This window comes from Actinomycetospora aeridis (assembly GCF_037400275.1).
Lineage (GTDB): Bacteria > Actinomycetota > Actinomycetes > Mycobacteriales > Pseudonocardiaceae > Actinomycetospora > Actinomycetospora aeridis.
Map to the genome: position 1 here is coordinate 503,170 of NZ_JBBEGL010000004.1, position 21,199 is coordinate 524,368.

Sequence of the window (21,199 nt, forward strand, 5' to 3'; positions counted from 1 at the left end):
AGACGACGGGGCCGACAGAGGAGAGGCGCGATCGGCGCCCGCTCAGCCGGCAGGGACCTCCGCGTCGAAGCGCGCGCGGGCCTGCTCGATCGCCGGCATCGCGACCGACGCCCACTCGAGGAGGACGTCGACCGGACGTCGCAGGGTCTTGCCCAGCGGCGTGATGCGGTACTCGACGGCCACCGGCCGCGAGCTGACGACGACGCGGTCGACGATCCCGTTCCGCTCCAGGCGCCGCAGGGTGGCCGTGAGCGACTTCTGGGTCACGACCGGGATCGCGCGCCGCAGGTCGTTGAAGCGGCAGGGCCGCTCGCAGAGCTCGCCCAGGACGGCCAGCGACCACTTGTCGAGGACCTGGTCGAGCAGCTCGCGGTGGGGCGTCGTGACGACGAGCTCGGTTCCCGGCACGACACCTAGTCTCGTTGAAGTGCCCTGAGGTGACCAGGTATCACCGGTATCCCTGGTCGCCCGACAGCGAGGAGAACCGGTGCCCGTCCAGCGCTTCACCCCCGAGGGCCTGATGCAGCCCACCCCGTACCACCACGTCGCGGTCGCCACGGGCACGCGCCAGGTGCACGTCAGCGGCCAGATCGCCCGGAAGGCGGACGCGACGCCGGTGGCACCGGGCGACCTCGCCGGACAGGTCGCCGAGGTGCTGCGCAACACCGCGACCGGCCTCGCCGGGGCGGGAGCGACGTACGACGACGTGGTGCGGCTGACCTTCTACGTCACCGGCTGGACGCCGGAGAAGATCACCGACTTCATGGCGGGGGTCGAGCGGGTCGCCGCCGAGGTCGGCCTGCCGACGCCGATGCCGCCGGCCTCGCTCATCGGCGTCGAGTACCTGTTCGAGCCCGACGTCCTCGTGGAGCTGGAAGCGACAGCGGTGCTCGCCTGACGTCAGTCGTAGATCCCCTCCACCGCCCAGCGGCCGTCGCGGTGGACCAGCAGCAGGGCACGACCGACCGCGTCGGCGCCGGAGGCCACCGGATCGGGGGCGAGGTCGGCCACCGGGTCGGGCTCGGGGTCGCGCCCGGCGGCGATCTCGTCGGCGTCGGTGCTGCACACGACCTGGACGCGCAGGCTGCCCCCGGCCACCGCCCGCGGGTCCCACCACCGGCCGGGGTCGGGCCACGGACCACCCCACGCGCGGACCGGCGCGGTGGGGGCCGACGGGTCGGTGCCGAGGGCGACGTGGGCCGGCGGGGCCGTGAGCCGGCCGCGGGAGGCGGTGCGCACCGGCACGCCGTCCGCGTCGAGCACCCGCGCCGGCAGCGGCTCGGGCGGCACCCGCGCCGGGGAGGGCGCCGGGAGCGCGCCGGGCCACGGTGCCTCCGGGTCGGCACCTCGGGGGGTGCGCTCGTCGCCCCACGGCACCAGCCTGATGCGCTCGCCGGGCCCGCGGCCACCGCCGGGCACCCCGGTGAGCACCTCCTCGGGCCCCAGCAGGCCCTGGACCCGCACCAGCGCCCGCACGGCGCGCTCGTCGGCCACCCCGACCTCGCCCCAGAGCCCGAGCTGCAGCCGCCCGGCGTCGACGACCTCCTCGGGGACCAGGCGCAGCACGGTGAGCCCGCCGTCGCGGCTGTTCCCGGCCCGCCGCGACAACCAGCCCTCGAGCTGCCAGCGCACGCGGTCGGCGGTGCCGTGCGGGGTCAGGGGCTCGGCGCAGCGCCAGACCCGGGCCAGCTCGTCGCCCTCGGTGGTGCGGGCCTGCACGCCGAGGCGCGTGCAGGCCAGCCCGGCCCGGCCCAGCGCCTCGTGCAGCCGCTCGGACAGCGAGCGGGCGGCGAAGGCGGCGGCGTCGACCCGATCGACCGGTGGGTCGAGCGGGAGCTCGACGGTGAGCTCGTCGGGGATGCGGCGCCGCGAGGGCGGGCGCTCGTCCAGCCCGCGGGCCAGCCGGTGGGCCCGCACCGCCGCCGCGTCGAAGCGTGAGGCCACGTCGGTGGGCGACAGGTCGGCGAAGGCGCCCAGCGTGGTGAGCCCGAGCCGGCGCAGCAGCCCGATCAGCTCCGCGCGGGTCGCGCTGGCGTGGTCGTCGGCGCCGGCGGTGTCGGGCTCGACCCCCGGCTCGAGCTCGAGCTCGGTGACCGGCAGCGGCGCCAGGAACGCCGGGGTCTCCCCCGGCGGCACCAGCAACGACCGGCGCGCGGCGAGGCCCGCGGCGAACAGCCCGTCGGCCACCCCCACCTGGCACTCGACGCGGGCACGCGCCGCCACGTGGTCGACCAGGCGCTCGGCCACGACCTCCTCGCCGCCGAAGTACCGCGCCGGCCCCCGCGCCGAGAGCGCGACCAGCCCCGGGCGGACCACCTCGACCCCCGGCGCGAGCTCCTCGACCGCCGCCGCGACCGGCTCGAAGCAGCGGGCGTCACGCTCGGGATCGCGGGCGAGCACGGCGAGGTCCGGACAGCGGGCCTGGGCCTCGCGCCGCCGCAGCCCCCGCCGGATGCCCTGAGCCCGCGCCGTCGCCGAGCAGGCCACGACCCGGTGCGACGCCAGGACCGCCGCCGGGCGCGCGGGCGGCAGCCCCGCCTCGAGCACGCCCGCCACCACCGGCCAGTCCGGACACCAGAGCGCGAGCACCCGCGCCGGCGCGCTCACCCCGCCACCCCGATGCGCGCCGGCGCCGGCCCCTGCGCCGACCCCGGCGCCGACCCCGACGCGGGCCGCGGCGGCCCCGTCAGCGGCGCCCCGACCGGCAGCTCCCCGTCCGGCAGGCACGTCCCGGACGGCCCGGGCAGCAGCAACGGCTCCTCCTGCTCACCCGGACGACCGCGGGCGGCGCACCGCACCCGGGCCCGCCGCGAGCGCAGACGCCCCGTGCCGTCGCCGCCGAGCCCGGCCCAGGCGCTGCCCTCGGCCCGCAGCTCGACCTCGGCCCCCGGCCACGTGCCCGGCGCCCCCACCGGCACCAGGACCGCCCCGCGCTGACGGATCCGGGCGCCGAGCCGCTGTCGGTCGCCCGCGGGCCACCGCACGCCGGGCAGCGCGGTGTCGAGCACGACCACGTCCACCCCGTCGACCAGCGCCGCCACCACCGCCGCCGGACGCGGCCCGGGCCGCGGCACCAACGCCGTGCGCGCCAGGTCGAGCCCCGCCTCGGCCGCGGCCTGGATCCCGAGATCCGGCAGACCCACCACCGCACACCACGACCCGGCCCGCGAGGCCTCGGCCAGCAGCGCGAGCAGCAGCGACGTCGACCCGGACACTGCGACCGCCGACCCGCGCCGCAACCCGCCGTCGGGCAGGAGACCGGCCAGCGGGCCGGCCACCGGCAGCACCGCGCTGCCCTCGCGGTCGACCCGCGGAGGCTCGGGCGCGGCCGGTTCCTCCACCTCCTCCGGGACCTCGGGCGTGACCGGCTCCGGAGCCCGACGCCGCCGGCCCCGCAGATCCGACGCCCGCACCACCCCGAGGTCGGCCCACCGCCGTGACGGGGAACCCTGCTCGTCGAGCAACGACGACGCACCACCCATAGCCGCCTCCTCGAACACGTGTTCGAACGAGGAGAACGCTAACCCACACCCCCGACAACCGCCGAGCCCTGCGGGTCAGGTCACCCGAGAGCATCGCGGGGAGGAGACCCGTGCACATCCTCGTCACCGGAGCCGCCGGACGGATCGGCGGCTACCTGCGGGCCCGCCTCCCGCGCCCCGGCCGCACGCTGCGCCTGCTCGACGTCACCGCCCCGGACGACGTCGGCGAGCACGAGGAGGCCGTCACCGCCTCCGTCACCGACCTCGACGCGATGACCGAGGCGTGCACGGGCGCCGACGCCGTCGTCCACCTCGGCGGGATCAGCGGCGAGGCGCCGTGGGACGACGTCCTCACGACGAACATCCACGGCACCTACGTCGCGTTCGAGGCCGCACGCCGCGCCGGCGTCGCCCGGGTCGTGTTCGCCAGCAGCAACCACGCCGCGGGCTTCCACCCCGCGCTCGACCCCGTCCCCGACGACCTCCCGACCCGGCCCGACACCTACTACGGCGTCAGCAAGGTGACCGGCGAGGCGCTCGGCAGCCTCTACCACGACCGCTACTCGCTCGACGTGGTCTGCCTGCGCATCGGCACCTGCAGCGACACCCCGCCGAACGCCCGCGGGCTCGCCACGTGGCTCTCGCCCGACGACTGCGGCCGGCTCGTCGAGGCCGCGCTGACCTGCCCGTCGCCCGGGTTCCGCGTCGTCTGGGGCGTCTCGGCCAACACCCGCCGGGTCTGGTCGCTGGCCGGCGCGCACGAGATCGGCTACCGCCCGCAGGACGACGCGGAGCGCTTCGCCGCCGACGTCGGCGACCGGACCGCCGACACCGACGGCTACGTCGGCGGGGAGTTCGCGGGAGCGCCGTTCGACGCCGAAATCTGACACGGAACGTGATGACGGACCGGGGTGCCGACCCCTAACGTCATCCTCATGGCCCCGTCCGCGGCTACGTTGCGTGCTTCGTTGCCGTTCCTACCGGCTGCGGCGGGGCTGTTCTGTACAGCTCGACTTCTTCTCGCTCGGCCTCGCCCTGCCGACGATGGCCGTCGAGCTCGGCACGACCGTCACGGACCTGCAGTGGTTGCTGAGCGGCTACATGATCGCCCTGGGGGCGCTGCTCATCCCGAGCGGGCGGCTCGGCGACATGCTCGGGCGGCGCGAGGTCATGCTCACCGGCATCGCGCTGTTCGGGCTGAGCTCGCTCGTCTGCGGGCTCGCCAGCTCGGTGCCCCTGCTCATCGGCGCCCGCGTCGCGCAGGGCGTCGGCGCGGCCATGATCATGCCGTCGAGCTTCGCCCTGGTCACCAACGCGACCAGCGCCGAGGAGCGTCCGAAGGTCACCGGGGTGCTGCTCGGTGTCTCCGGGGTCGGCACCGCGCTCGGACCGGTCGTCGGCGGCGTGCTGTCGTCGACGGTGGGCTGGCGCTGGGTGTTCCTCGTCAACGTGCCCGTCGCCCTGCTCGCGCTCTGGGGCGGGCGGCGGATGCGCACGTCCCGCGACGAGGAGGCGGGCCGCGACCTCCGGACCCTGGACTGGTGGGGCGTCGTCGCCGTCGTCGGCGGACTGGTGGCCGTCAGCGTCGCCATCGACGACGTCGGCGTGCAGGGCTGGACCACCCCGGCCACCTGGGGCCCGCTGCTCGGCGGGCTGGCGCTGCTCGCCGCCTTCGCGGTCCGCGAGCGCCACGCCCCGGCGCCGCTGGTGCGGCCGTCCCTGGTGCGCAACCGGCTCTTCGTCCTGCTCTGCGTCGCCGGGACGCTCGCCAACATCGGGACCGTGACCTACATCGTCGCCGCCACCATCGACCTGCAGACCCTGCGCGGCCTGCCCGCGGCCGCGGCCGGGCTCGCGTTCTGCGTGTCGTCGGTCGGGCTGGCGGCCTGCGGGCCGCTGTCCGGATGGGTGACGACGAAGGTGCCCGCCGGGCTGGTGATGGCCGTGTCCGTCCTGGCCTGCGCGCCGGCGCTCGTCCTGCTGGCCGCCGCCGGGTCGCTCCCGCTCTACGTCGTCGCGCTCGGGCTCTGCGGGCTGACCACCGGCATGGGGTACGGCCTCGGTCCGCTCGCCGCGCAGAACGTCCTGCCGGCCCGGCGCTCGGCCGAGGGCACCTCGGTCATGCTCACCTCGCTCATCTGCGTCGGCGGCATCGGTGTCGTCGCCGCCACCGCGGTCATCGAGGCCGTCGGCCCGCACCCGCCGACCCGGGCCGGGCTGGCGCTCACCCTCGTCGCGATCGCCGCCCTCCTGCTCGTCGCCGGCGTGGCGACCCTCATCAGCCAGTGGCCCCGGCGGCGCACCGCCGAGACCACCGACCCCGTACCCGCCTGAGGAGACGCCCGTGGTCAGCGCCGAGGCCGAGAAGTTCGCCGACATGCTGCGGCAGGCGCCGCGCATGGCCGACATGCCGCTCACGGCGCAACGCCAGGCCGGGGAGCACGCCGAGGACCTCACCGCGACACCGGTTGGGGTCACCTGGACACCGGTCGCCGAGCGCGACGTGACCGGCGTCTGGGTCACCGGCGCCACCGCCACCAGCACCGTGCTCTACCTGTTCGGCGGCGGGCACGTCATCACCTCGCCGGCCTCGCGGCACAAGTTCGCCGGCCACCTGGCGCTCGCCCTCGACGCCCGCGTGCTGCTGCTGGACTACCCGCTCGCCCCTGAGCACCCGTACCCGCAGGACGTGGACGCAGCGGTCGCGGCCGCCCGCTGGCTGCTCGAGCAGCAGGGGGTCCCGAGCCGGCACCTCGTACTCGTCGGCGAGTCGTCCGGGGGCGGACTGGTGCTGGAGACGCTCCTCGCCGCCGCCCGCGCCGGGCTGCCCCGCCCGGCCGCCGCCTACCTGATGTCGCCGTGGGCGGACCTGCGCTGCGCGTCCGCGTCCTTCGTCGACCGCCGCGACGTCGACCTCGAGTGCAGCCGCGAGAGCCTGACCCGGATGGCCCGCCAGTACCTCGACGGCCACGACCCCACCGATCCCGCCGCCTCGTCCGCGCTCGCGGCGCCCGCGGACGTCGCGGCGGCCTGGCCGCCCCTGCTGGTGCAGGTCGGCAGCCACGAGGTCCTCCTGGACGACGCCCTGGCCGTGACCCGTGCGGCGGCGCTCGCCGACGTCCCCGTCACCCTGGACGTCTGGCCGCAGATGCAGCACTTCTTCCAGCTCGGCGTCGGCGTCTACCCCGAGGCCGCCGAGGCGCTCGCGCGGGCCGGGGAGTGGCTGGGCCGACAGCTGCTCTAGTGCGCGAAGTGCCGGGTGCCGGTGAGGTACATCGTCACGCCGGCCTGCTGCGCGGCCTCGATCGTCTGCTCGTCGCGCACCGATCCGCCGGGCTGGACGACCGCCGCGACCCCGGCCGCGGCGAGCACCTCGAAGCCGTCCGGGAACGGGAAGAACGCGTCGGAGGCGGCCACGGCGCCGCGCACGCGGTCGCCGGCGCGGGTGACCGCGAGGCGCGCGGCGTCGACCCGGTTCACCTGACCCATGCCGACGCCGACGGTGGCGCCGTCGTGGGCGAGCAGGATGGCGTTCGACTTCACCGCCCGGCAGGCGCGCCAGGCGAACGCCAGGTCCGCCAGCAGCTCCGGCGAGGCCGCCTCGCCGCACGCGAGGGTCCAGCTCGCCGGGTCGTCGCCGGGCGCGCCGACCGCGTCGCGCTGCTGGAGCAGCAGCCCGCCGGAGATCGGGCGCTGCTCCACCGGCGACGGGGCCCACGTCGCCGTGAGCACGCGGATGTTCTTCTTGCGGGCCAGCACCTCGACCGCGCCGTCGGCGTAGGACGGGGCGACGATGACCTCGGTGAAGATCTCCGAGACGGTCTCGGCCATGGCCACGGTGACCTCGGTGTTCGCCGCGATGACGCCGCCGAAGGCGCTGGTCGGGTCGCAGGCGTGGGCCTTGCGGTGCACGGCGGCGATGTCGTCGTCACCCGTCCCCACCGCGATCCCGCACGGGTTGGCGTGCTTGATGATCGCCACGCAGATCCCGTCGTGGTCGTGCGCGGCGCGCCAGGCGGCGTCGGTGTCGACGTAGTTGTTGTACGACATCTCCTTGCCGTGCAGCTGCGTCGCGCCGGCGATCCCCGAGGTGACCTCCGGGTCGCCGTAGAGCGCCGCCGCCTGGTGCGGGTTCTCGCCGTAGCGCAGCACGGCCCGGCGCCGGGCGGTGGTGCCGACCCAGCCGGGGAACGGCGAGCCAGGCTCGGCATCGGAGGTGAGCACGTTGCCCATCCAGGACGCCACGGCGACGTCGTAGGACGCGGTGTGCCGGAAGGCCTCGGCGGCGAGCGCGCGCCGGTCGGCGAGGGAGACCCCGCCCGTCGCGACCTGCTCGAGCACCCAGGCGTAGCGCGTGGGGTCGGTGACCACGGAGACCGACTCGTGGTTCTTGGCCGCGGCCCGGATCATCGCCGGTCCGCCGATGTCGATCTGCTCGACGCAGTCGTCGGGCGAGGCACCGGAGGCGACGGTCTGGGTGAACGGGTAGAGGTTCACGACGAGCAGGTCGAACGGCGCGATGTCCAGCGACTCGAGCGCCTCGGTGTGGGTGGGCAGCCGCATGTCGGCGAGCAGCCCGGCGTGCACCCGCGGGTGCAGCGTCTTGACCCGCCCGTCGAGGCACTCGGGGAACCCGGTGACCTCCTCGACCCGGGTCACCGGGACGCCGGCGTCGTGGATGCGCGCCGCCGTCGAGCCGGTGGAGACGACCTCGACCCCGGCCGCGTGCAGCCCGGTGGCGAGGTCGAGCAGGCCTGCCTTGTCGAACACGCTGACCAGCGCACGGCGGATCGGGCGCCGACCCTCGACGTCGGCGGCGGCCTGGGCCTCGGTGGCGGTCCCAGCGTTCACGGAATCCTCACTCCTCGTCCGGTGACGGTGGCCCCGTGGCGGGCCAGCGCGGCGACGGTCTCGACGAGCACCCGCCGTTCCACCACCTTGATGCGCTCGTGCAGCGTGTCCTCGGTGTCGTCGGGCGCCACGGTGACGGCCTCCTGGGCCAGCACCGGGCCGGTGTCGACGCCGGCGTCGACCAGGTGGACCGTCGCCCCCGTGACCTTCACCCCGTAGGCGACGGTGTCGCGCACCGGGTGCGCGCCGGGGAACGCCGGCAGCAGGGCCGGGTGGGTGTTGATCGTGCGGCCGCCGAACCGCGCCAGGAACGCCGTCCCGAGCAGCCGCGCGAACCCCGCGGACACCACGAGGTCGGGCTCCGCGGCCGCGACGGTGTCGGCCAGCGCGACGTCCCAGGCGGCCCGGTCGGCGTGGTCGGCGGGCGGCACGACCGCGGTGTCGACGCCCGCGGCCGTCGCACGGTCCAGCGCCCCCACCGCCGTGCGGTCGGAGACGACCGTGACGACCGACGCCGGGTAGTCGTCGGCGTCGCACGCGTCCAGCAGGGCCTGCAGCAGGCTCCCCGACCCGGAGGCCAGGACGACGACGCGGGCGGGCACGGGCAGACGCAACCGGTGCTGCTCGGTGGTGGTCAGCGCTGCTCCCCGGCCGCCGTGGATGTCGGGGTCCAGGTTAACCGCGGGGCGTCCCACCTGGCCGGACGCCCTCGGTCGAGGTAGACGTGACGCTCGGCGCGCCGTCGTCGTCCTCGCTGTCCGCGTCCTCGCCGTCCTCGCCGTCCTCGTCGTCCGCGTCGTCCGTCTCCTCGCCCTCGTCGGCGGCCCCGTCGATGGCGGTCCCGTCCCCGTGGTCGCCGTCGTCACCGTCGTCGTCCTCCGCCACCGGCCCGGGCTCGTCCTGCGTGACCTCCACGACGACGTCCGCGCCCCGACGTGTCCGGGCCGCGGGCCGGCGACGGGCGGGTGGGGTGCCGAGCGGGACGGCGAGCAGCGCGACGACGAGCCCCGGCACGAGGATCCAGCCCAGCACCGCGAACGCGACGGGCCCGGCCGGCACCTCGACCGGGTCGAACGGCCCGGCGCCGAGCCGGCCGCCGGACAGCGACGCCGCGAGCCCGAGGAGCACGGCCGCGACGAGGGCGGCGGTGACGGTGGCCTTGACGCGCGACGGGGCGTCCGGGGCCGTGGGGGCGAGGCGCCACCCTACGAGGCTGCCGATCGCCAGCGGGACGGCGAATGCGAGACCCGCCCAGGTCGGCGGGGCACTCTGCGGGAGGACCGCGGCGAGCGGGATCGGTGGCAGCAGGCCCGAGGTGATCGCCGTCGGCGTCGCCGAGGCGGCCCCGACCGACACCCCGGGGCCGATGAGCCACGACGCGGCCGCGACGACCCCGTTCGGCAGGTAGGCGAGCGTCAGCAGCGTGAGCCCGGCGCCGCTGCCGGCCTCGGGGGCGAGGTCGGCCAGCACGCCCCGCACCGACGAGGCGTCCGCGAGGAGGGCGGCGAGCAGCAGACCCGCGCCCGCGGTCAGCAGCGCCGTCGTCGCGAGCAGGCCGCCCTGCAGGCCGTGGCGGGCCCACGCCGGCAGGCGGCGGGGCAGCGCGAGCAGCCCGCACGGCCGCGCGACGCCGGCGAGAGCCGCGAGCCCGGCCAGCACACCGCAGACGACCCCGGCCAGGCCGGGCGAGGCGTCGACCACCGTCTCCGGGGTGAGGATCGCCGCCGCGAACACACCGATCGCGGCGTGCGCCGCCGCGACGGTGGCGACGACGGGGACGCCGACGCCGTGCAGCAGGCCCGCGGCCCGCCCGTCGCCGCCGCGCTCCAGGCGCCCGACGGCACCGCGCGCCTCCACGGCGATCAGCGTCGCGAGCAGCAGCGCGGGGGCGAGGGGCAGCATCCCCAGCGGGACGCCCGTGACCTGCAGCGGGACGAGGTGCGCGACCAACCACAGCGGGACACCGACGGCCAGCGCCTGACCGAGACCGGGCTCACCGCCCGGCGTCGTTCCCGACGCGAGCGCGGCGACCACCCCGGCGAGCACCACGGCCACGCCGTAGCAGACCAGGGGCGGCAGCAGCGCCACGCGCGCGAGGACGGGCAGCCAGCCCGGCGTGCCCGGTCTCGGGGACGCCGGGGAGGTCTCGGCGCGCCCGCGGCCGCCGCGTCGCGGGGACTGGCCGGCCGGGGCGCTCACGGTCCGACCCTGTCAAACCCCGGCGGTCGGGACCCGCCGCCACGCCGCGCCCCCGGGGTGCGAGCGATGCGGCTTTCCTGGCGTCCGACGCCAGGAACGCCACATCCTCATCGCGCGACACGCCGGGACGGCCTGGCCGGTGTGGCCGGTGCGGTCCGTGCCTACCGCGGCGAGCCCCACTCGCCGCGGCGGTCCTCCGGGTTCTGGGGGCGTCCGGGGTCCTCGCCCGACTCGTGCGCTCCGCGCCGCTCGTCGGCCGGCGGCGGGCCCGCGGGGCCGTTGGACCCTCCCGAGGGCGCGCCCCACCCGGTGGACGGGATGCCGTAGCCGGGGGTGGAACTGCCGCCCGACGAGGACGACGGGGACGACGACGAGGTCGAGGACGGCGAGCTCGCGGACGGGGCCTGCGGCGTGCCCTGCGGCGGCGTGCTCGGGCCGTCGGCGTCCGAGGACCCCGCGCCGGCGCCGGACCCGTAGGAGCTGAAGCCGGAGACGGGACCCGCGCCGGCACCGCTCGGCGTCACGGTCGTGCCCGCGGCCTCGGAGCTCCCCGGCGACCCGGCGGAGCCGAGCGAGCCCGCCGAACCGGGCGACCCCGCGGAACCGAGCGACCCAGCGGCCGCGGACCCGGAGGCACTCGCCGAGCCCGGGGCGACGTCGTCGCCGCGCGACGTGGACGACCCGGCGTCACCGCCCTGGCCGGCCGCGGTCGCGCCCGGCACGACCTGGGTGGTCGCCGCGGCGGACCCGTAGCCGGCGCCGAACGGGCCGGACGGCGGACCCGAGGCAGGACCGCCCTGGCCGCCCTGACCACCCTGGCCACCCTGACCACCGAGGCCCGGCTGACCGGCCTGACCGGCCTGACCGGGGCCCCGCGGAGCCGCGAACTGCCCGGAACCCGGGCCGGTGAACGACCCCGGGCCGCCGTAGCCCGGCTGCTGGCCCGCCGAGGGCATGCCGCCCGACGGCGGACCGGCCTGACCGCCCTGACCGGCCTGGCCCCCGGGCCCACCCGGGCCGGCCCACGGGCCCGCCATGGTCGGCGGCGGGCCGGCGGCCGCGCCGGCACCCGGCGCCGCCCCGAAGCCCGACGCCGCCGGCCGGCCGGCCGGAGCGCTGATCACGCCGGTGGCGAAGAGCGTGGCGACGACCGAGGCCACCGCCGCGAGGACCGCGAGCACGACCTGCACGACGAGCAGCGCGTCGGCGTAGGCGAGCAGCGGGAGCATGGCGAGCGCGCCGGTGACCCCGACGACCGCGCCCGGCACGAGCGTCCGCGGGCCGCGGGGCAGCAGCGACGCCGCGGTGAGCAGCCCGCCGGCGAGCACCAGCGGCATGTAGAACAGCGACCCGAAGGCCGCGCTGAGGTCGGACGCCACGCCCGAGGCCTCGGCGGAGGCGAAGAACGTCAGCACGTAGGCCAACAGTGCGAGGACGCCGGCGCCCAGCGCGATGCCCCGCTCGGCGCCCGATCCCGCCGCCCCGCCCGACGCGCCGGGACCGGTGGTGCCGGTGGTGCCGCCGCCGGCCTCGGTCGCCGTGATCGTGGTGGTGGCCGGGGGAAAGCCGCCGGTGCTCGGGTAGGCGGGCGAGGTCGCCTGCGACGACGGCGCCGGAGCACCCGGCGCCTGCCCCCACCCCGGGCTCTGAGCCTGGCCGGGACCCTGACCAGGACCCTGCCCCGGGGCCTGACCGAAGCCCTGCCCCGGAGCCTGGGCTCCGTACCCCTGGCCGCCCTGACCGCCCTGACCGGGCGAGCCCGGTGAGCCGTACGGCTGCTGCCCGGCGCCCGCCCAGGAGGATCCTCCGTACGGGGCGGACCCGTACGAGCCGCCGCCGGCGCCCCAGCCGCCCGGCCCGGACGCCCCCTGGCCCTGTCGCTGACCGGACGGGCCGCCCGGGGGCGGGCCCTGCGTCGGTGAGCTCATGAGGTGTCCTCCCGGGGACGGCGGCGTCGGGTGGGTCGGCGGAGGTGCGGCGGCGGCCCGGGGACCCGGGTCAGCCCTGGATGAGGGTGCGCGCGAGGTCGGCGGTCTCGGTGGGAGTCTTGCCCACCTTCACCCCCGCGGCCTCGAGCGCCTCCTTCTTGGCCTGCGCGGTCCCCGCGGAGCCCGAGACGATGGCGCCGGCGTGGCCCATCGTCTTGCCCTCGGGGGCCGTGAACCCCGCAACGTAGCCGACCACGGGCTTGGTCACATTCGCCTTGATGTAGTCGGCGGCCCGCTCCTCGGCGTCGCCGCCGATCTCGCCGATCATGACGATCGCCTCGGTGTCGGGGTCGGCCTCGAAGGCCGCCAGCGCGTCGATGTGCGTCGTCCCGATGATCGGGTCGCCGCCGATGCCGATACCCGTCGAGAACCCGATGTCCCGCAGCTCGTACATCATCTGGTAGGTCAGCGTGCCGGACTTGGACACGAGCCCCATCTTGCCGGGGCCGGAGATGTTCGCCGGGATGATGCCCGCGAGCGACTTCCCTGGCGAGATGATCCCCGGGCAGTTCGGCCCGATGATGCGGGTGCGGTTGCCGTTCGCGGTGGCGTGGGCCCAGAACCAGGCGGAGTCGTGCACCGGGATGCCCTCGGTGATGACCACGGCCAGGCCGATGCCCGCGTCGACCGCCTCCACGACGGCGTCCTTGGCGAACTTCGGGGGCACGAAGAGCACCGAGACGTCCGCCCCGGTCTCCTTCATGGCCTCCTCGACGCCGCCGAACACCGGCACGTTCGTGCCGTCGATCTCGACGGACGTGCCGGCCTTGCGGGCGTTGACGCCGCCGACGAGCTGCGTGCCCGCGGCCAGCATCTTGCGGCCGTGCTTCATGCCCTCGGAGCCGGTGAGCCCCTGGACGATGACCTTGCTGTTCTCGTTGAGGAAGATCGACATCTCAGGCCCCTGCCGCTGCCAGCTCGGCGGCCTTGGCGGCCGCGTCGTCCATGGTGTCCACCACCGTGACCAGGGGGTGGTTCGCCTCGGCGAGGATCCGACGGCCCTCGTCGACGTTGTTGCCGTCCAGGCGGACGACGAGCGGCTTCGTGGCGTCGTCGCCCAGGATCTTCAGCGCCTCGACGATGCCGTTGGCCACGGCGTCGCACGCGGTGATCCCGCCGAAGACGTTGACGAAGACGCTGCGCACGTCGTCGTCACCGAGGATGACGTCGAGTCCGGCCGCCATCACCTCGGCCGACGCGCCACCGCCGATGTCGAGGAAGTTCGCGGGCTTCATGCCGCCGTGCTGCTCACCGGCGTACGCGACGACGTCGAGCGTCGACATGACCAGCCCGGCGCCGTTGCCGATGATGCCGACCTGGCCACCCTCGAGCTTGACGTAGTTGAGGTCCGACTCCTTGGCCTTGGCCTCGAGCGGGTTCTGGCTCTTCTCGTCGACGAGCTGGGAGTGCGCCTCGTGGCGGAACTCGGCGTTCTCGTCGAGCGTGACCTTGCCGTCGAGCGCGACGATCTTGCTCTCGGGGTCGCGCACCAGCGGGTTGACCTCGACCAGCGTGGCGTCCTCGCCGACGAAGGTGTCCCACAGCTTGACGATGACCTGCGCGGCCTCGTCGGCGACCTCGGCGGGCAGCTTGCCCTGCTTGACGATCTCGTCGGCCTTCGCACGGTCGACGCCGGCGATCGGGTCGATCGGCACCCGGGCCAGCGCGTCGGGGCGCTCGACCGCGAGCTCCTCGATCTCCATGCCGCCCTCGGCCGAGCACATGGCCAGGAAGGTGCGGTTCGAGCGGTCGAGCAGGAAGGAGAAGTAGTACTCCTCCGCGATGTCGCTGGCCGCGGTGACCAGGACGCGGTGGACGATGTGGCCCTTGATGTCGAGGCCGAGGATCCCCTCGGCCTTCTCCTTGGCCTCGGCCGGGCTCTGGGCGAGCTTGACGCCGCCCGCCTTGCCGCGGCCCCCGGTCTTCACCTGCGCCTTGACGACGACCGGGCCGCCGATCTCCTCCGCGGCCCGCTCCGCCTCCGCGGCGGTGTCGACGGTGCGACCGGGCAGCACCGGCACCCCGTGGGCGGCGAAGAGATCCTTCGCCTGGTACTCGTACAGGTCCACTCGTGAACTCTCCTCACCAACTCCCCGGCCGCCGCCGACGGGCGGTCCCGGGCGAGGTCGCGCGGCGCTCCTTCCTGCGAGCGGAGCGCCCACGTCCCGACGGATGCGCGGCGACCCTATCCACGCGGGCAGGTCGCGGGCGCCGCGACGGGGGCGACGCCGGACACACGAGCAGGTCGTCGGTGTCCTGAATCGTTCCGGGCGTGGCCCGAACGGGCCCATCTCGCACCGATCTTGATCGGTCCGGCGCACACCCCGAGAAGAAACCCCGGTGAACACCGCTTAACGTCCACCACATGGACGTGACGCGCGTCATGTCACCGGCGCCGGCGCCGGTGGACGCATCGGGTGCCGACGCGCCGGGGACCGTGGAGCAGCCGGCGGCGGCCGTCGCCGGTGCCGTGTGGCGCGGGCTCGGCTACGTCGCGCGCACCTTCGGCGTGCCGGCGGGCGTCCGTGGCCTCGCGGTCGAGGTCGCCTACACGGCCGTCCACGTGTCCCTCTATCCCTGGGGCCTGGTCGACGAGGTGCTGCGGCCGGTGGGCACCTTCGTCCACCACCGCACCGCGGCCCTGTCCCCGGCGCAGCGCAGCCTCGTCGTCTCCGACATGGAGAGCTCGACGACCCCGGTGCTGCTCGTCCACGGCATCGTCGACAACCGGTCGATCTTCGCCCTGCTCGCGCGGGCGCTGCGCCGGCGCGGGTTCGGCGTGGTGCACGCGGTGAACTTCAGCGTCCTCACCGCGTTCACCGGGGACATCCGGGAGGCCGCGCGCGAGCTCGGCCACCACGTCGAGCGGCTGTGCGCGAGCACCGGGGCCGACCGCGTGCACGTCGTCGGGCACTCGCTGGGCGGGCTGATCGCGCGCTACTACGTCCAGCGGCTCGGCGGCGACGCCCGCGTCGACACGCTCGTCACGCTCGGCACCCCGCACGAGGGCAGCCTCATCGCCCACTTCCTGCCGCCCACGCGCGTCCCGCAGCAGCTGCAGCCGGGCTCCGACCTGCTGCGCGAGCTCGAGGAGCCGGCGCCCGACTGCCGCACCCGCTTCCTCGCGGTGTGGAGCCGCCAGGACCAGCTGATCATCCCGCAGCGGGCCGCGCGTCTGGTGCACCCCGACCTGCAGGTCACCGAGGTCGAGCTGGAGCACGTCGGGCACCTCTCGATGACCATCGATCCCGAGGTCGTGCACCTCGTGACCCGCCTGCTGTCGCGCCGCCCGGTGCGGGACCGCCGCGGCCGGGCCGGAGCGATCGCGAGCTGAGCCGAGCGGTTGGCGGGACGTGACCGCGGGCGCCGCGGCTGGGCCGAACGGGCGCCGAGCCGTCCGGCAGCCGCCGACCGAGCGAACCTCTGTCACCCGACCCGGTGACGACCGCTCGGCGCGCACGCCCGCACGCACGGCGTAGCGACCGGCTCGGGGCACTCCTGTCGTTTGCTCCGGCCGTGACCTCGTCGCTACTTTCTGGCCGTCCTCATCACGGCCAGGTCACGAACGACATACGGAACGACCCCGACGTTCCTCAGGGCACTCCCCGAACCACCCGCCCTGGATGTCGCCGCGACCGGCCCCGATCAGCGGGAAGGATGGTCTTGGCGCACAGCTCCCCACGCCCGCCGTCCGCCCTCTTCGCTCCCCTCGGCCTCACCCCCGCCCTCGCCGGCGCCGGTGGCGGGCCGTCGGGACCGCGTTTCCCCGATCTCTCCGGCCTCGCCGGGGGACTTCCCGGGCTCGGCGCCCGCGGCGGTCGGCGCGGCGGTGACGCCGCCGGGCTGGTCAACGGCCCCCGGCACGCCCCCGGCCCGCTCCACGCCCGCCCCGTCGGCGTCCGCCCCGGCCCCCCGCCCGGCCCGCCCGCGCGGCCGGCCGGGCCGCCCGCGCAGGGCCCCACCACCGGCGGTCACCGTCGCCCCGCGCGCGAGGAGACCCTCCGCGAGCTCCCGCGCGAGCAGGCGCCCCGCCCGCAGGGCGCGCCGCAGCGCCGGGACGTCGACCCGCGTCGTGGCCCCCGCTCCGCACCGCCCGCCGGGCGCGGCCCGTCGCCCCTGCGCGGCCGCCTGGCCGTCGCGGCCGTGGCCGCCGGCGCCCTCGCGACCGCCGGCCACAGCCTCACCGGCCTCGAGGCCCTCGGGGACGCCCCGACGACCGCTGAGCTGGCCCTCGCCGCCGACCGGGGGAGCACGGACTCCTCGTCCGGCGCCTCGTCCTCCTCGGCCGGCAGCGCCACGGGCCTCGACGCGGCCACCTCGGGCGTCCTGCCGGTGACCTCGGCCGCCGAGGACACGGCGCAGACGGCGTCCTCGACGTCCTCCTCCGACGCCGACGAGGGTCACCAGGTGGGCTCGCTCAGCAAGGCCGCCGACCGCGCGGCCGCCGCGGCGCGCGCCGCCGCCGAGGCCGCCCGCCCCGACTTCGTCAAGCCCGCCGACGGCCGGTTCACCTCGGGCTTCGGCGCCCGCTGGGGCTCGTCGCACCGCGGCATCGACATCGCCGGCCCGATCGGCACGCCGATCGTCTCGGTCGGCGACGGCACCGTCATCGAGTCCGGCCCCGCCAGCGGCTTCGGCCAGTGGGTCCGCGTGGAGCTCGAGGACGGCACGGTCAACGTCTACGGCCACGTCAACCGCTCCTACGTGCGCGAGGGCCAGCGGGTCCGTGCGGGCGAGGAGATCGCGGAGATCGGCAACCGCGGCCAGTCGACCGGCCCGCACCTGCACTTCGAGGTGTGGAAGAACGGCAGTCAGAAGATCAACCCGTTGCCGTGGCTCGCCGAGCGCGGCATCTCGCTGGGTTCCCCTCAGGACTAGTCCGCTCCCCGCAAGACGGCCTGGGCCCCGGAGCACGCGCTCCGGGGCCCTCGTCGTGCGTGGGGGGGTGTCAGCGCAGACGTGCCGCTCGCGCGCCGCCGGCGCGCGCCTACAGCTTCGTGAGCGGCACGCCGCCGATGAGCATGAGCCGCACGGTGCCCGAGGAGCCGAAGTCGATGGTGGCCGTGGCCCGCGAGCCGACGCCGTCGACCGTGACCACCGTGCCGAGGCCGTACTTGTCGTGGGTGACGCGGTCGCCGACCTCGAGCGAGATGGTCGGCGCCTCCTTCCAGTCCGGCCGCATCGGCGACGGGCGGGAGGTGCGCCCCGACAGGTCGGTGCCGGGGCTCGCCCAGCGCCCGGAGCCGAACCGCGTGCGACCGACCGGCGACGAGCGCTCGGAGCTGGGCTCGACGCGCCGCCACTCCCACACGTCGGCCGGCACCTCGTCGAGGAACCGCGACGGCGGGTTGGCCTGAGGCTGGCCGAACGCCGAGCGCATGACGGCGCGCGAGAGGTAGAGCCGCTTCTGCGCCCGCGTGATGCCGACGTAGGCGAGCCGGCGCTCCTCGGAGAGCTCCGCCGGGTCGGCCAGCGCCCGGGAGTGGGGGAACACCCCGTCCTCCCAGCCCGTCGCGAACACGACGGGGAACTCCAGGCCCTTGGCGGTGTGCAGGGTCATCAGGGTGACGACGCCGTCGCCGCCGTCGGGGATCGAGTCGGCGTCGGCCACAAGCGACACCCGCTCGAGGAACGCCTCGAGCGACCCCGGCTCGGGCACGCCGTCGGCGGTCGGGGCCGGGACGTCCTCGTCAGCGGAGTCGGTCGACTCCTCGAGCCCCTCGGCGTTGCGGGCGTCCTGGACGAACTCCCGCGCGACGCTGACCAGCTCCTGCAGGTTCTCGAGCCGCGACTGCTCCTGCGGGTCCTCCGAGCCCTCGAGCTCCGCGCGGTAGCCCGAGCGGTCGAGGATCGCGTCGAGGACCTCGTCGACCGGCGCGCCCTCGACCAGGGTGGCGGCCAGCCCGTCCATCATCTCGACGAAGTCGGCGATGTTGCGCTGCGAGCGCGTGGCCAGCCCGTGGACCTCGCCGGCGGCGGCACGGCGCAGCGCGGCGGCGAAGGTGATGCGCTCACGGTCGGCCGCGTCGGCGACCACCGACTCGGCGCGGTCGCCGATGCCGCGCTTGGGGACGTTGAGGATGCGCCGCAGCGAGACCGTGTCCTCGGGGTTGGACAGCACCTTGAGGTAGGCCATCGCGTCGCGGACCTCGCGGCGCTCGTAGAAGCGGACCCCGCCCACGATCTTGTACGGCAGCCCGAGACGGATGAACACGTCCTCGAAGACACGGGACTGGCCGTTGGTGCGGTAGAACACCGCGACCTCGCCGAAGCGCACCTCTCCGGCGTCGACCAGCCGGTCGATCTCGGAGGCGACGAACGCGGCCTCGTCGTGCTCGTTGTCGGCCACGTAGCCGACGACCAGCTCGCCGTCGCCCGCGTCGGTCCAGAGCCGCTTGTCGCGACGCTCCGGGTTGCGGCTGATGACGGCGTTGGCCGCGGTGAGGATGCGCTGGGTGGAGCGGTAGTTCTGCTCGAGCAGGATGGTGCGCGCCTCGGGGTAGTCGCGCTCGAACTCGACGATGTTGCGGATGGTCGCGCCGCGGAAGGCGTAGATCGACTGGTCGGCGTCGCCCACCACGCACAGCTCCGCGGGCTTCACCGAGCCGTCGTCGCTGCCGGCCGCCAGCGCGCGGACCAGCATGTACTGCGCGTGGTTGGTGTCCTGGTACTCGTCGACGAGGATGTGCCGGAAGCGGCGGCGGTAGTACTCGGCGACGTCCGGGAAGCGCGTCAGCAGGTCGACCGTGCGGCCGATGAGGTCGTCGAAGTCGAGGGAGTTCGACTGCTGCAGACGCTGCTGGTAGACGGTGTAGACCTCGGCGGTGCGCTTCTCCGCCTCGGTGGTGGCGGCGTCGACGGCCTCGACGGGCGAGACCAGCTCGTTCTTCCACGCCGAGATGCGCGCCAGCAGGCCCCGCGGCGAGTACTTCTTCGCGTCGAGGTCGAGCCCGCGGGCCACCGACGCGACCAGGCGCCGGGAGTCGTCGGCGTCGTAGATCGAGAACGTGGAGCTGAGCTCGAGGTGGCGGTACTCCCGGCGCAGGATCCGCACGCACATCGAGTGGAACGTCGAGACCCACATCGCGTTGGCGCGCCGGCCCACCAGGGCGGCCACGCGCTCGCGCATCTCGGCGGCCGCCTTGTTGGTGAACGTGATGGCCATGACCTGGCCCGGCCCGACCCCCTGGTGGCGCATCTGCCAGGCGATCCGGTGGGTGAGCACCCGCGTCTTGCCCGACCCGGCGCCCGCGACGATCAGCAGCGGCGACCCCGTGTGCACCACGGCCTCGCGCTGGGGCGGGTTCATGCCCTCGAGCAGCGGATCGTCGGCGGGATCGGGCGCGTCGGTCGAGCGGCGCAGCGCCGCGCCGGCACCCGCGTCACCACCGCCGGCGGCGGCCGCGGCGAGCCGCCGCGACAGGGCGGAGGCCGCCGAGCGCGCGGGGGGACCCGACGCGGCGGCGGACCCGGCGGGGCGGGTGGCAGGACCGGTGCTCATCGTCGGTCCACGCTACCGGGGCCCCCCGACAGCGGACGGTTGGCGCCGCAGGAGCGCGGTGGCATGATGACCGGCGTGCTCGCGCAGACCGCTCGATTTTTCTACGGGTACCGGACCCCGGTGCCCGTGGACATCTGACGCGCCTGCCGCGCCCGACCCACGCCGCCCCGGAGTCCACGGACCCCGGGGCGTTCTCGTGTCCGGGGTCGTGACCAGGAGCGACCCAGAGAACCGGACACACCCTGGAGGCCGATCCCGTGAGTGCTGCGACCAGCGACTCCACCCCCACCACCCCCACCACCCCCACCACCGACGACGACGACGCACCCGTCGACGCCGACCCCGGCCCCCCGGCGCTCACCCCGGCGAGCTCCGAGGAGATCCCCGAGCTGCGCGAGGAGATCGACGCCATCGACGCCGAGCTCCTGCGGCTCATCCAGCGGCGCACCGAGATCTCCCAGCGCATCGGCCTCACCCGCATGGCCGCCGGCGGCCCGCGGATCGTCTACAACCGCGAGATGCAGGTGCTCGCCCGCTTCCGCGACCTCGGCGCCGAGGGCCGCGAGCTCGGCATGCTGCTCCTGCGTCTCGGCCGGGGCCGCCTCGGCGGCCGGCGCTGACGACCTGAAGAGGGTCCGAGGACGACCCGACCCTGACGCACCACCGCCCGACCCCGGCCAACACCAGGGTCGCGGCGAGCACCGACCACACGCGTGTGGTGGCAGGCTGGTGTCATGGGAACGGTCATCGATCTGATCGCCACGATCGTCACGGTGCTCAGCCTGCTCGCCGCGGTCGGTTACGGCGGCTACCTGTTCATGATCTCGTCGGTGGCCTCCAAGCGCCCGGGCGCCTCGCACCTCGCCACCGACGCGCGCAAGCGGCTGCCGGCCGCCGGCGGACTCGCTCTGGGCGCCCTCGTCGCGCTGCTACTCGTTCTGGGTGACTCCACCGCCATGGACGTCGTCGGGCTGCTCGTCGGCGGTGGGGTGGGTCTCGCCGCGACGAGCCAGCTGCAGAGCGCCCGCAAGCGCCTCGCCGCCCCGCCGTCCTGAGGCCGGCTGAGCCGGGCGGTCCCTCTCTCGCGCCGGACGGTGCATGACGTCGTGCCTGTCCGCCCGGCGAAGATCCGCGTTCAGTCGATCTCGGTGACACGCCCGCTGGGCGACCACACACGA

At 75.7% G+C, this 21,199-nt stretch carries 18 protein-coding genes; 8 read left to right on the forward strand and 10 right to left on the reverse strand.

Going from position 1 to position 21,199, the window contains the following annotated elements; translation table 11 throughout:
• Positions 1-42: 42 nt before the first annotated feature.
• Positions 43-408: a winged helix-turn-helix transcriptional regulator gene (locus tag WCD41_RS17000; protein WP_337714652.1), complete on the reverse strand. Its 366-nt coding sequence runs from the start codon at positions 406-408 to the stop codon at positions 43-45.
• Positions 409-487: 79 nt separating this feature from the next.
• Here WCD41_RS17000 and WCD41_RS17005 point away from each other — a divergent pair, with 79 nt between their 5' ends.
• Positions 488-898 carry a RidA family protein gene (locus tag WCD41_RS17005; protein ID WP_337714653.1) on the forward strand — a complete coding sequence of 137 codons (411 nt, stop codon included), beginning with the start codon at positions 488-490 and terminating at the stop codon, positions 896-898.
• 2 nt (positions 899-900) lie between these two features.
• Here WCD41_RS17005 and WCD41_RS17010 read toward each other — a convergent pair whose 3' ends face one another.
• Together WCD41_RS17010 and imuA' are read right to left on the reverse strand one after the other, a co-directional pair.
• On the reverse strand, positions 901-2,607 hold the full coding sequence (locus WCD41_RS17010; RefSeq protein ID WP_337714654.1) for a DNA polymerase Y family protein: 1,707 nt from the start codon (positions 2,605-2,607) through the stop codon (positions 901-903).
• Positions 2,604-3,482, reverse strand: coding sequence for a DnaE2-dependent mutagenesis accessory factor ImuA' (imuA', locus tag WCD41_RS17015; RefSeq protein WP_337714655.1), 879 nt, complete (start codon positions 3,480-3,482; stop codon positions 2,604-2,606). The genes WCD41_RS17010 and imuA' overlap by 4 nt, the downstream gene beginning before the upstream one ends.
• 116 nt (positions 3,483-3,598) lie before the next feature.
• On the opposite strand from imuA', the gene WCD41_RS17020 reads away from it, so the two are divergent.
• The 3 genes from WCD41_RS17020 to WCD41_RS17030 all read left to right on the forward strand — a co-directional run bounded on the left by WCD41_RS17020 (position 3,599) and on the right by WCD41_RS17030 (position 6,726).
• Positions 3,599-4,369 carry an NAD-dependent epimerase/dehydratase family protein gene (locus tag WCD41_RS17020; RefSeq protein ID WP_444876304.1) on the forward strand — a complete coding sequence of 257 codons (771 nt, stop codon included), beginning with the start codon at positions 3,599-3,601 and terminating at the stop codon, positions 4,367-4,369.
• 73 nt (positions 4,370-4,442) lie between these two features.
• The gene (locus tag WCD41_RS17025; protein WP_337714657.1) at positions 4,443-5,816 is read left to right on the forward strand and encodes an MFS transporter; all 1,374 of its coding nucleotides are present in this window, start codon (positions 4,443-4,445) and stop codon (positions 5,814-5,816) included.
• Between the two features lie 10 nt (positions 5,817-5,826).
• Positions 5,827-6,726 carry an alpha/beta hydrolase fold domain-containing protein gene (locus WCD41_RS17030; RefSeq protein ID WP_337714658.1) on the forward strand — a complete coding sequence of 300 codons (900 nt, stop codon included), beginning with the start codon at positions 5,827-5,829 and terminating at the stop codon, positions 6,724-6,726.
• On the opposite strand, the gene purH is transcribed toward WCD41_RS17030, so the two are convergent.
• From purH to sucC, 6 genes are all read right to left on the reverse strand, one after another.
• The gene (gene purH, locus WCD41_RS17035) at positions 6,723-8,333 is read right to left on the reverse strand and encodes a bifunctional phosphoribosylaminoimidazolecarboxamide formyltransferase/IMP cyclohydrolase (protein ID WP_337714659.1); all 1,611 of its coding nucleotides are present in this window, start codon (positions 8,331-8,333) and stop codon (positions 6,723-6,725) included. The genes WCD41_RS17030 and purH overlap by 4 nt on opposite strands.
• A complete protein-coding gene (gene purN / locus WCD41_RS17040) occupies positions 8,330-8,947 on the reverse strand; it encodes a phosphoribosylglycinamide formyltransferase (protein WP_337714877.1) in 618 nt (205 codons plus the stop codon). The genes purH and purN overlap by 4 nt, the downstream gene beginning before the upstream one ends.
• A gap of 61 nt (positions 8,948-9,008) precedes the next feature.
• Complete coding sequence (locus WCD41_RS17045) at positions 9,009-10,532, reverse strand: cell division protein PerM (protein WP_337714660.1); 1,524 nt, start codon at positions 10,530-10,532, stop codon at positions 9,009-9,011.
• A gap of 161 nt (positions 10,533-10,693) precedes the next feature.
• The gene (locus WCD41_RS17050) at positions 10,694-12,460 is read right to left on the reverse strand and encodes a DUF5336 domain-containing protein (protein WP_337714661.1); all 1,767 of its coding nucleotides are present in this window, start codon (positions 12,458-12,460) and stop codon (positions 10,694-10,696) included.
• A 70-nt stretch (positions 12,461-12,530) separates the two neighbouring features.
• On the reverse strand, positions 12,531-13,415 hold the full coding sequence (sucD, locus tag WCD41_RS17055) for a succinate--CoA ligase subunit alpha (RefSeq protein ID WP_337714662.1): 885 nt from the start codon (positions 13,413-13,415) through the stop codon (positions 12,531-12,533).
• 1 nt (position 13,416) lies between these two features.
• On the reverse strand, positions 13,417-14,589 hold the full coding sequence (gene sucC / locus WCD41_RS17060; RefSeq protein WP_337714663.1) for an ADP-forming succinate--CoA ligase subunit beta: 1,173 nt from the start codon (positions 14,587-14,589) through the stop codon (positions 13,417-13,419).
• A 296-nt stretch (positions 14,590-14,885) separates the two neighbouring features.
• Here sucC and WCD41_RS17065 point away from each other — a divergent pair, with 296 nt between their 5' ends.
• Together WCD41_RS17065 and WCD41_RS31235 are read left to right on the forward strand one after the other, a co-directional pair.
• Positions 14,886-15,854, forward strand: a complete 969-nt coding sequence (locus WCD41_RS17065; protein ID WP_337714664.1) for a lipase family alpha/beta hydrolase — start codon at positions 14,886-14,888, stop codon at positions 15,852-15,854.
• 329 nt (positions 15,855-16,183) lie between these two features.
• Positions 16,184-17,398, forward strand: coding sequence for a M23 family metallopeptidase (locus WCD41_RS31235; RefSeq protein WP_337714665.1), 1,215 nt, complete (start codon positions 16,184-16,186; stop codon positions 17,396-17,398).
• Positions 17,399-17,507: 109 nt separating this feature from the next.
• Here WCD41_RS31235 and pcrA read toward each other — a convergent pair whose 3' ends face one another.
• Positions 17,508-19,829 (reverse strand): DNA helicase PcrA, encoded by a 2,322-nt coding sequence (gene pcrA, locus WCD41_RS17075; RefSeq protein ID WP_337714879.1) that lies wholly within the window; start codon positions 19,827-19,829, stop codon positions 17,508-17,510.
• 449 nt (positions 19,830-20,278) lie between these two features.
• Between pcrA and WCD41_RS17080 the strand changes: the two genes are divergently transcribed.
• Positions 20,279-20,641 carry a chorismate mutase gene (locus WCD41_RS17080; protein WP_337714666.1) on the forward strand — a complete coding sequence of 121 codons (363 nt, stop codon included), beginning with the start codon at positions 20,279-20,281 and terminating at the stop codon, positions 20,639-20,641.
• A 114-nt stretch (positions 20,642-20,755) separates the two neighbouring features.
• Positions 20,756-21,076, forward strand: a complete 321-nt coding sequence (locus WCD41_RS17085; protein WP_337714667.1) for a hypothetical protein — start codon at positions 20,756-20,758, stop codon at positions 21,074-21,076.
• The last annotated feature ends 123 nt before the right edge of the window (positions 21,077-21,199 follow it).

Bases quoted from the DNA above. Each gene is read 5' to 3' on its own strand.
- pcrA (WP_337714879.1), bottom strand. From the start codon at position 19,829: ATGAACCCGCCCCAGCGCGAGGCCGTGGTGCACACGGGGTCGCCGCTG.
- sucD (WP_337714662.1), bottom strand. From the start codon at position 13,415: ATGTCGATCTTCCTCAACGAGAACAGCAAGGTCATCGTCCAGGGGCTC.
- WCD41_RS17065 (WP_337714664.1), top strand. From the start codon at position 14,886: ATGGACGTGACGCGCGTCATGTCACCGGCGCCGGCGCCGGTGGACGCA.
- WCD41_RS17085 (WP_337714667.1), top strand. From the start codon at position 20,756: ATGGGAACGGTCATCGATCTGATCGCCACGATCGTCACGGTGCTCAGC.
- WCD41_RS17050 (WP_337714661.1), bottom strand. From the start codon at position 12,460: ATGAGCTCACCGACGCAGGGCCCGCCCCCGGGCGGCCCGTCCGGTCAG.
- imuA' (WP_337714655.1), bottom strand. From the start codon at position 3,482: ATGGGTGGTGCGTCGTCGTTGCTCGACGAGCAGGGTTCCCCGTCACGG.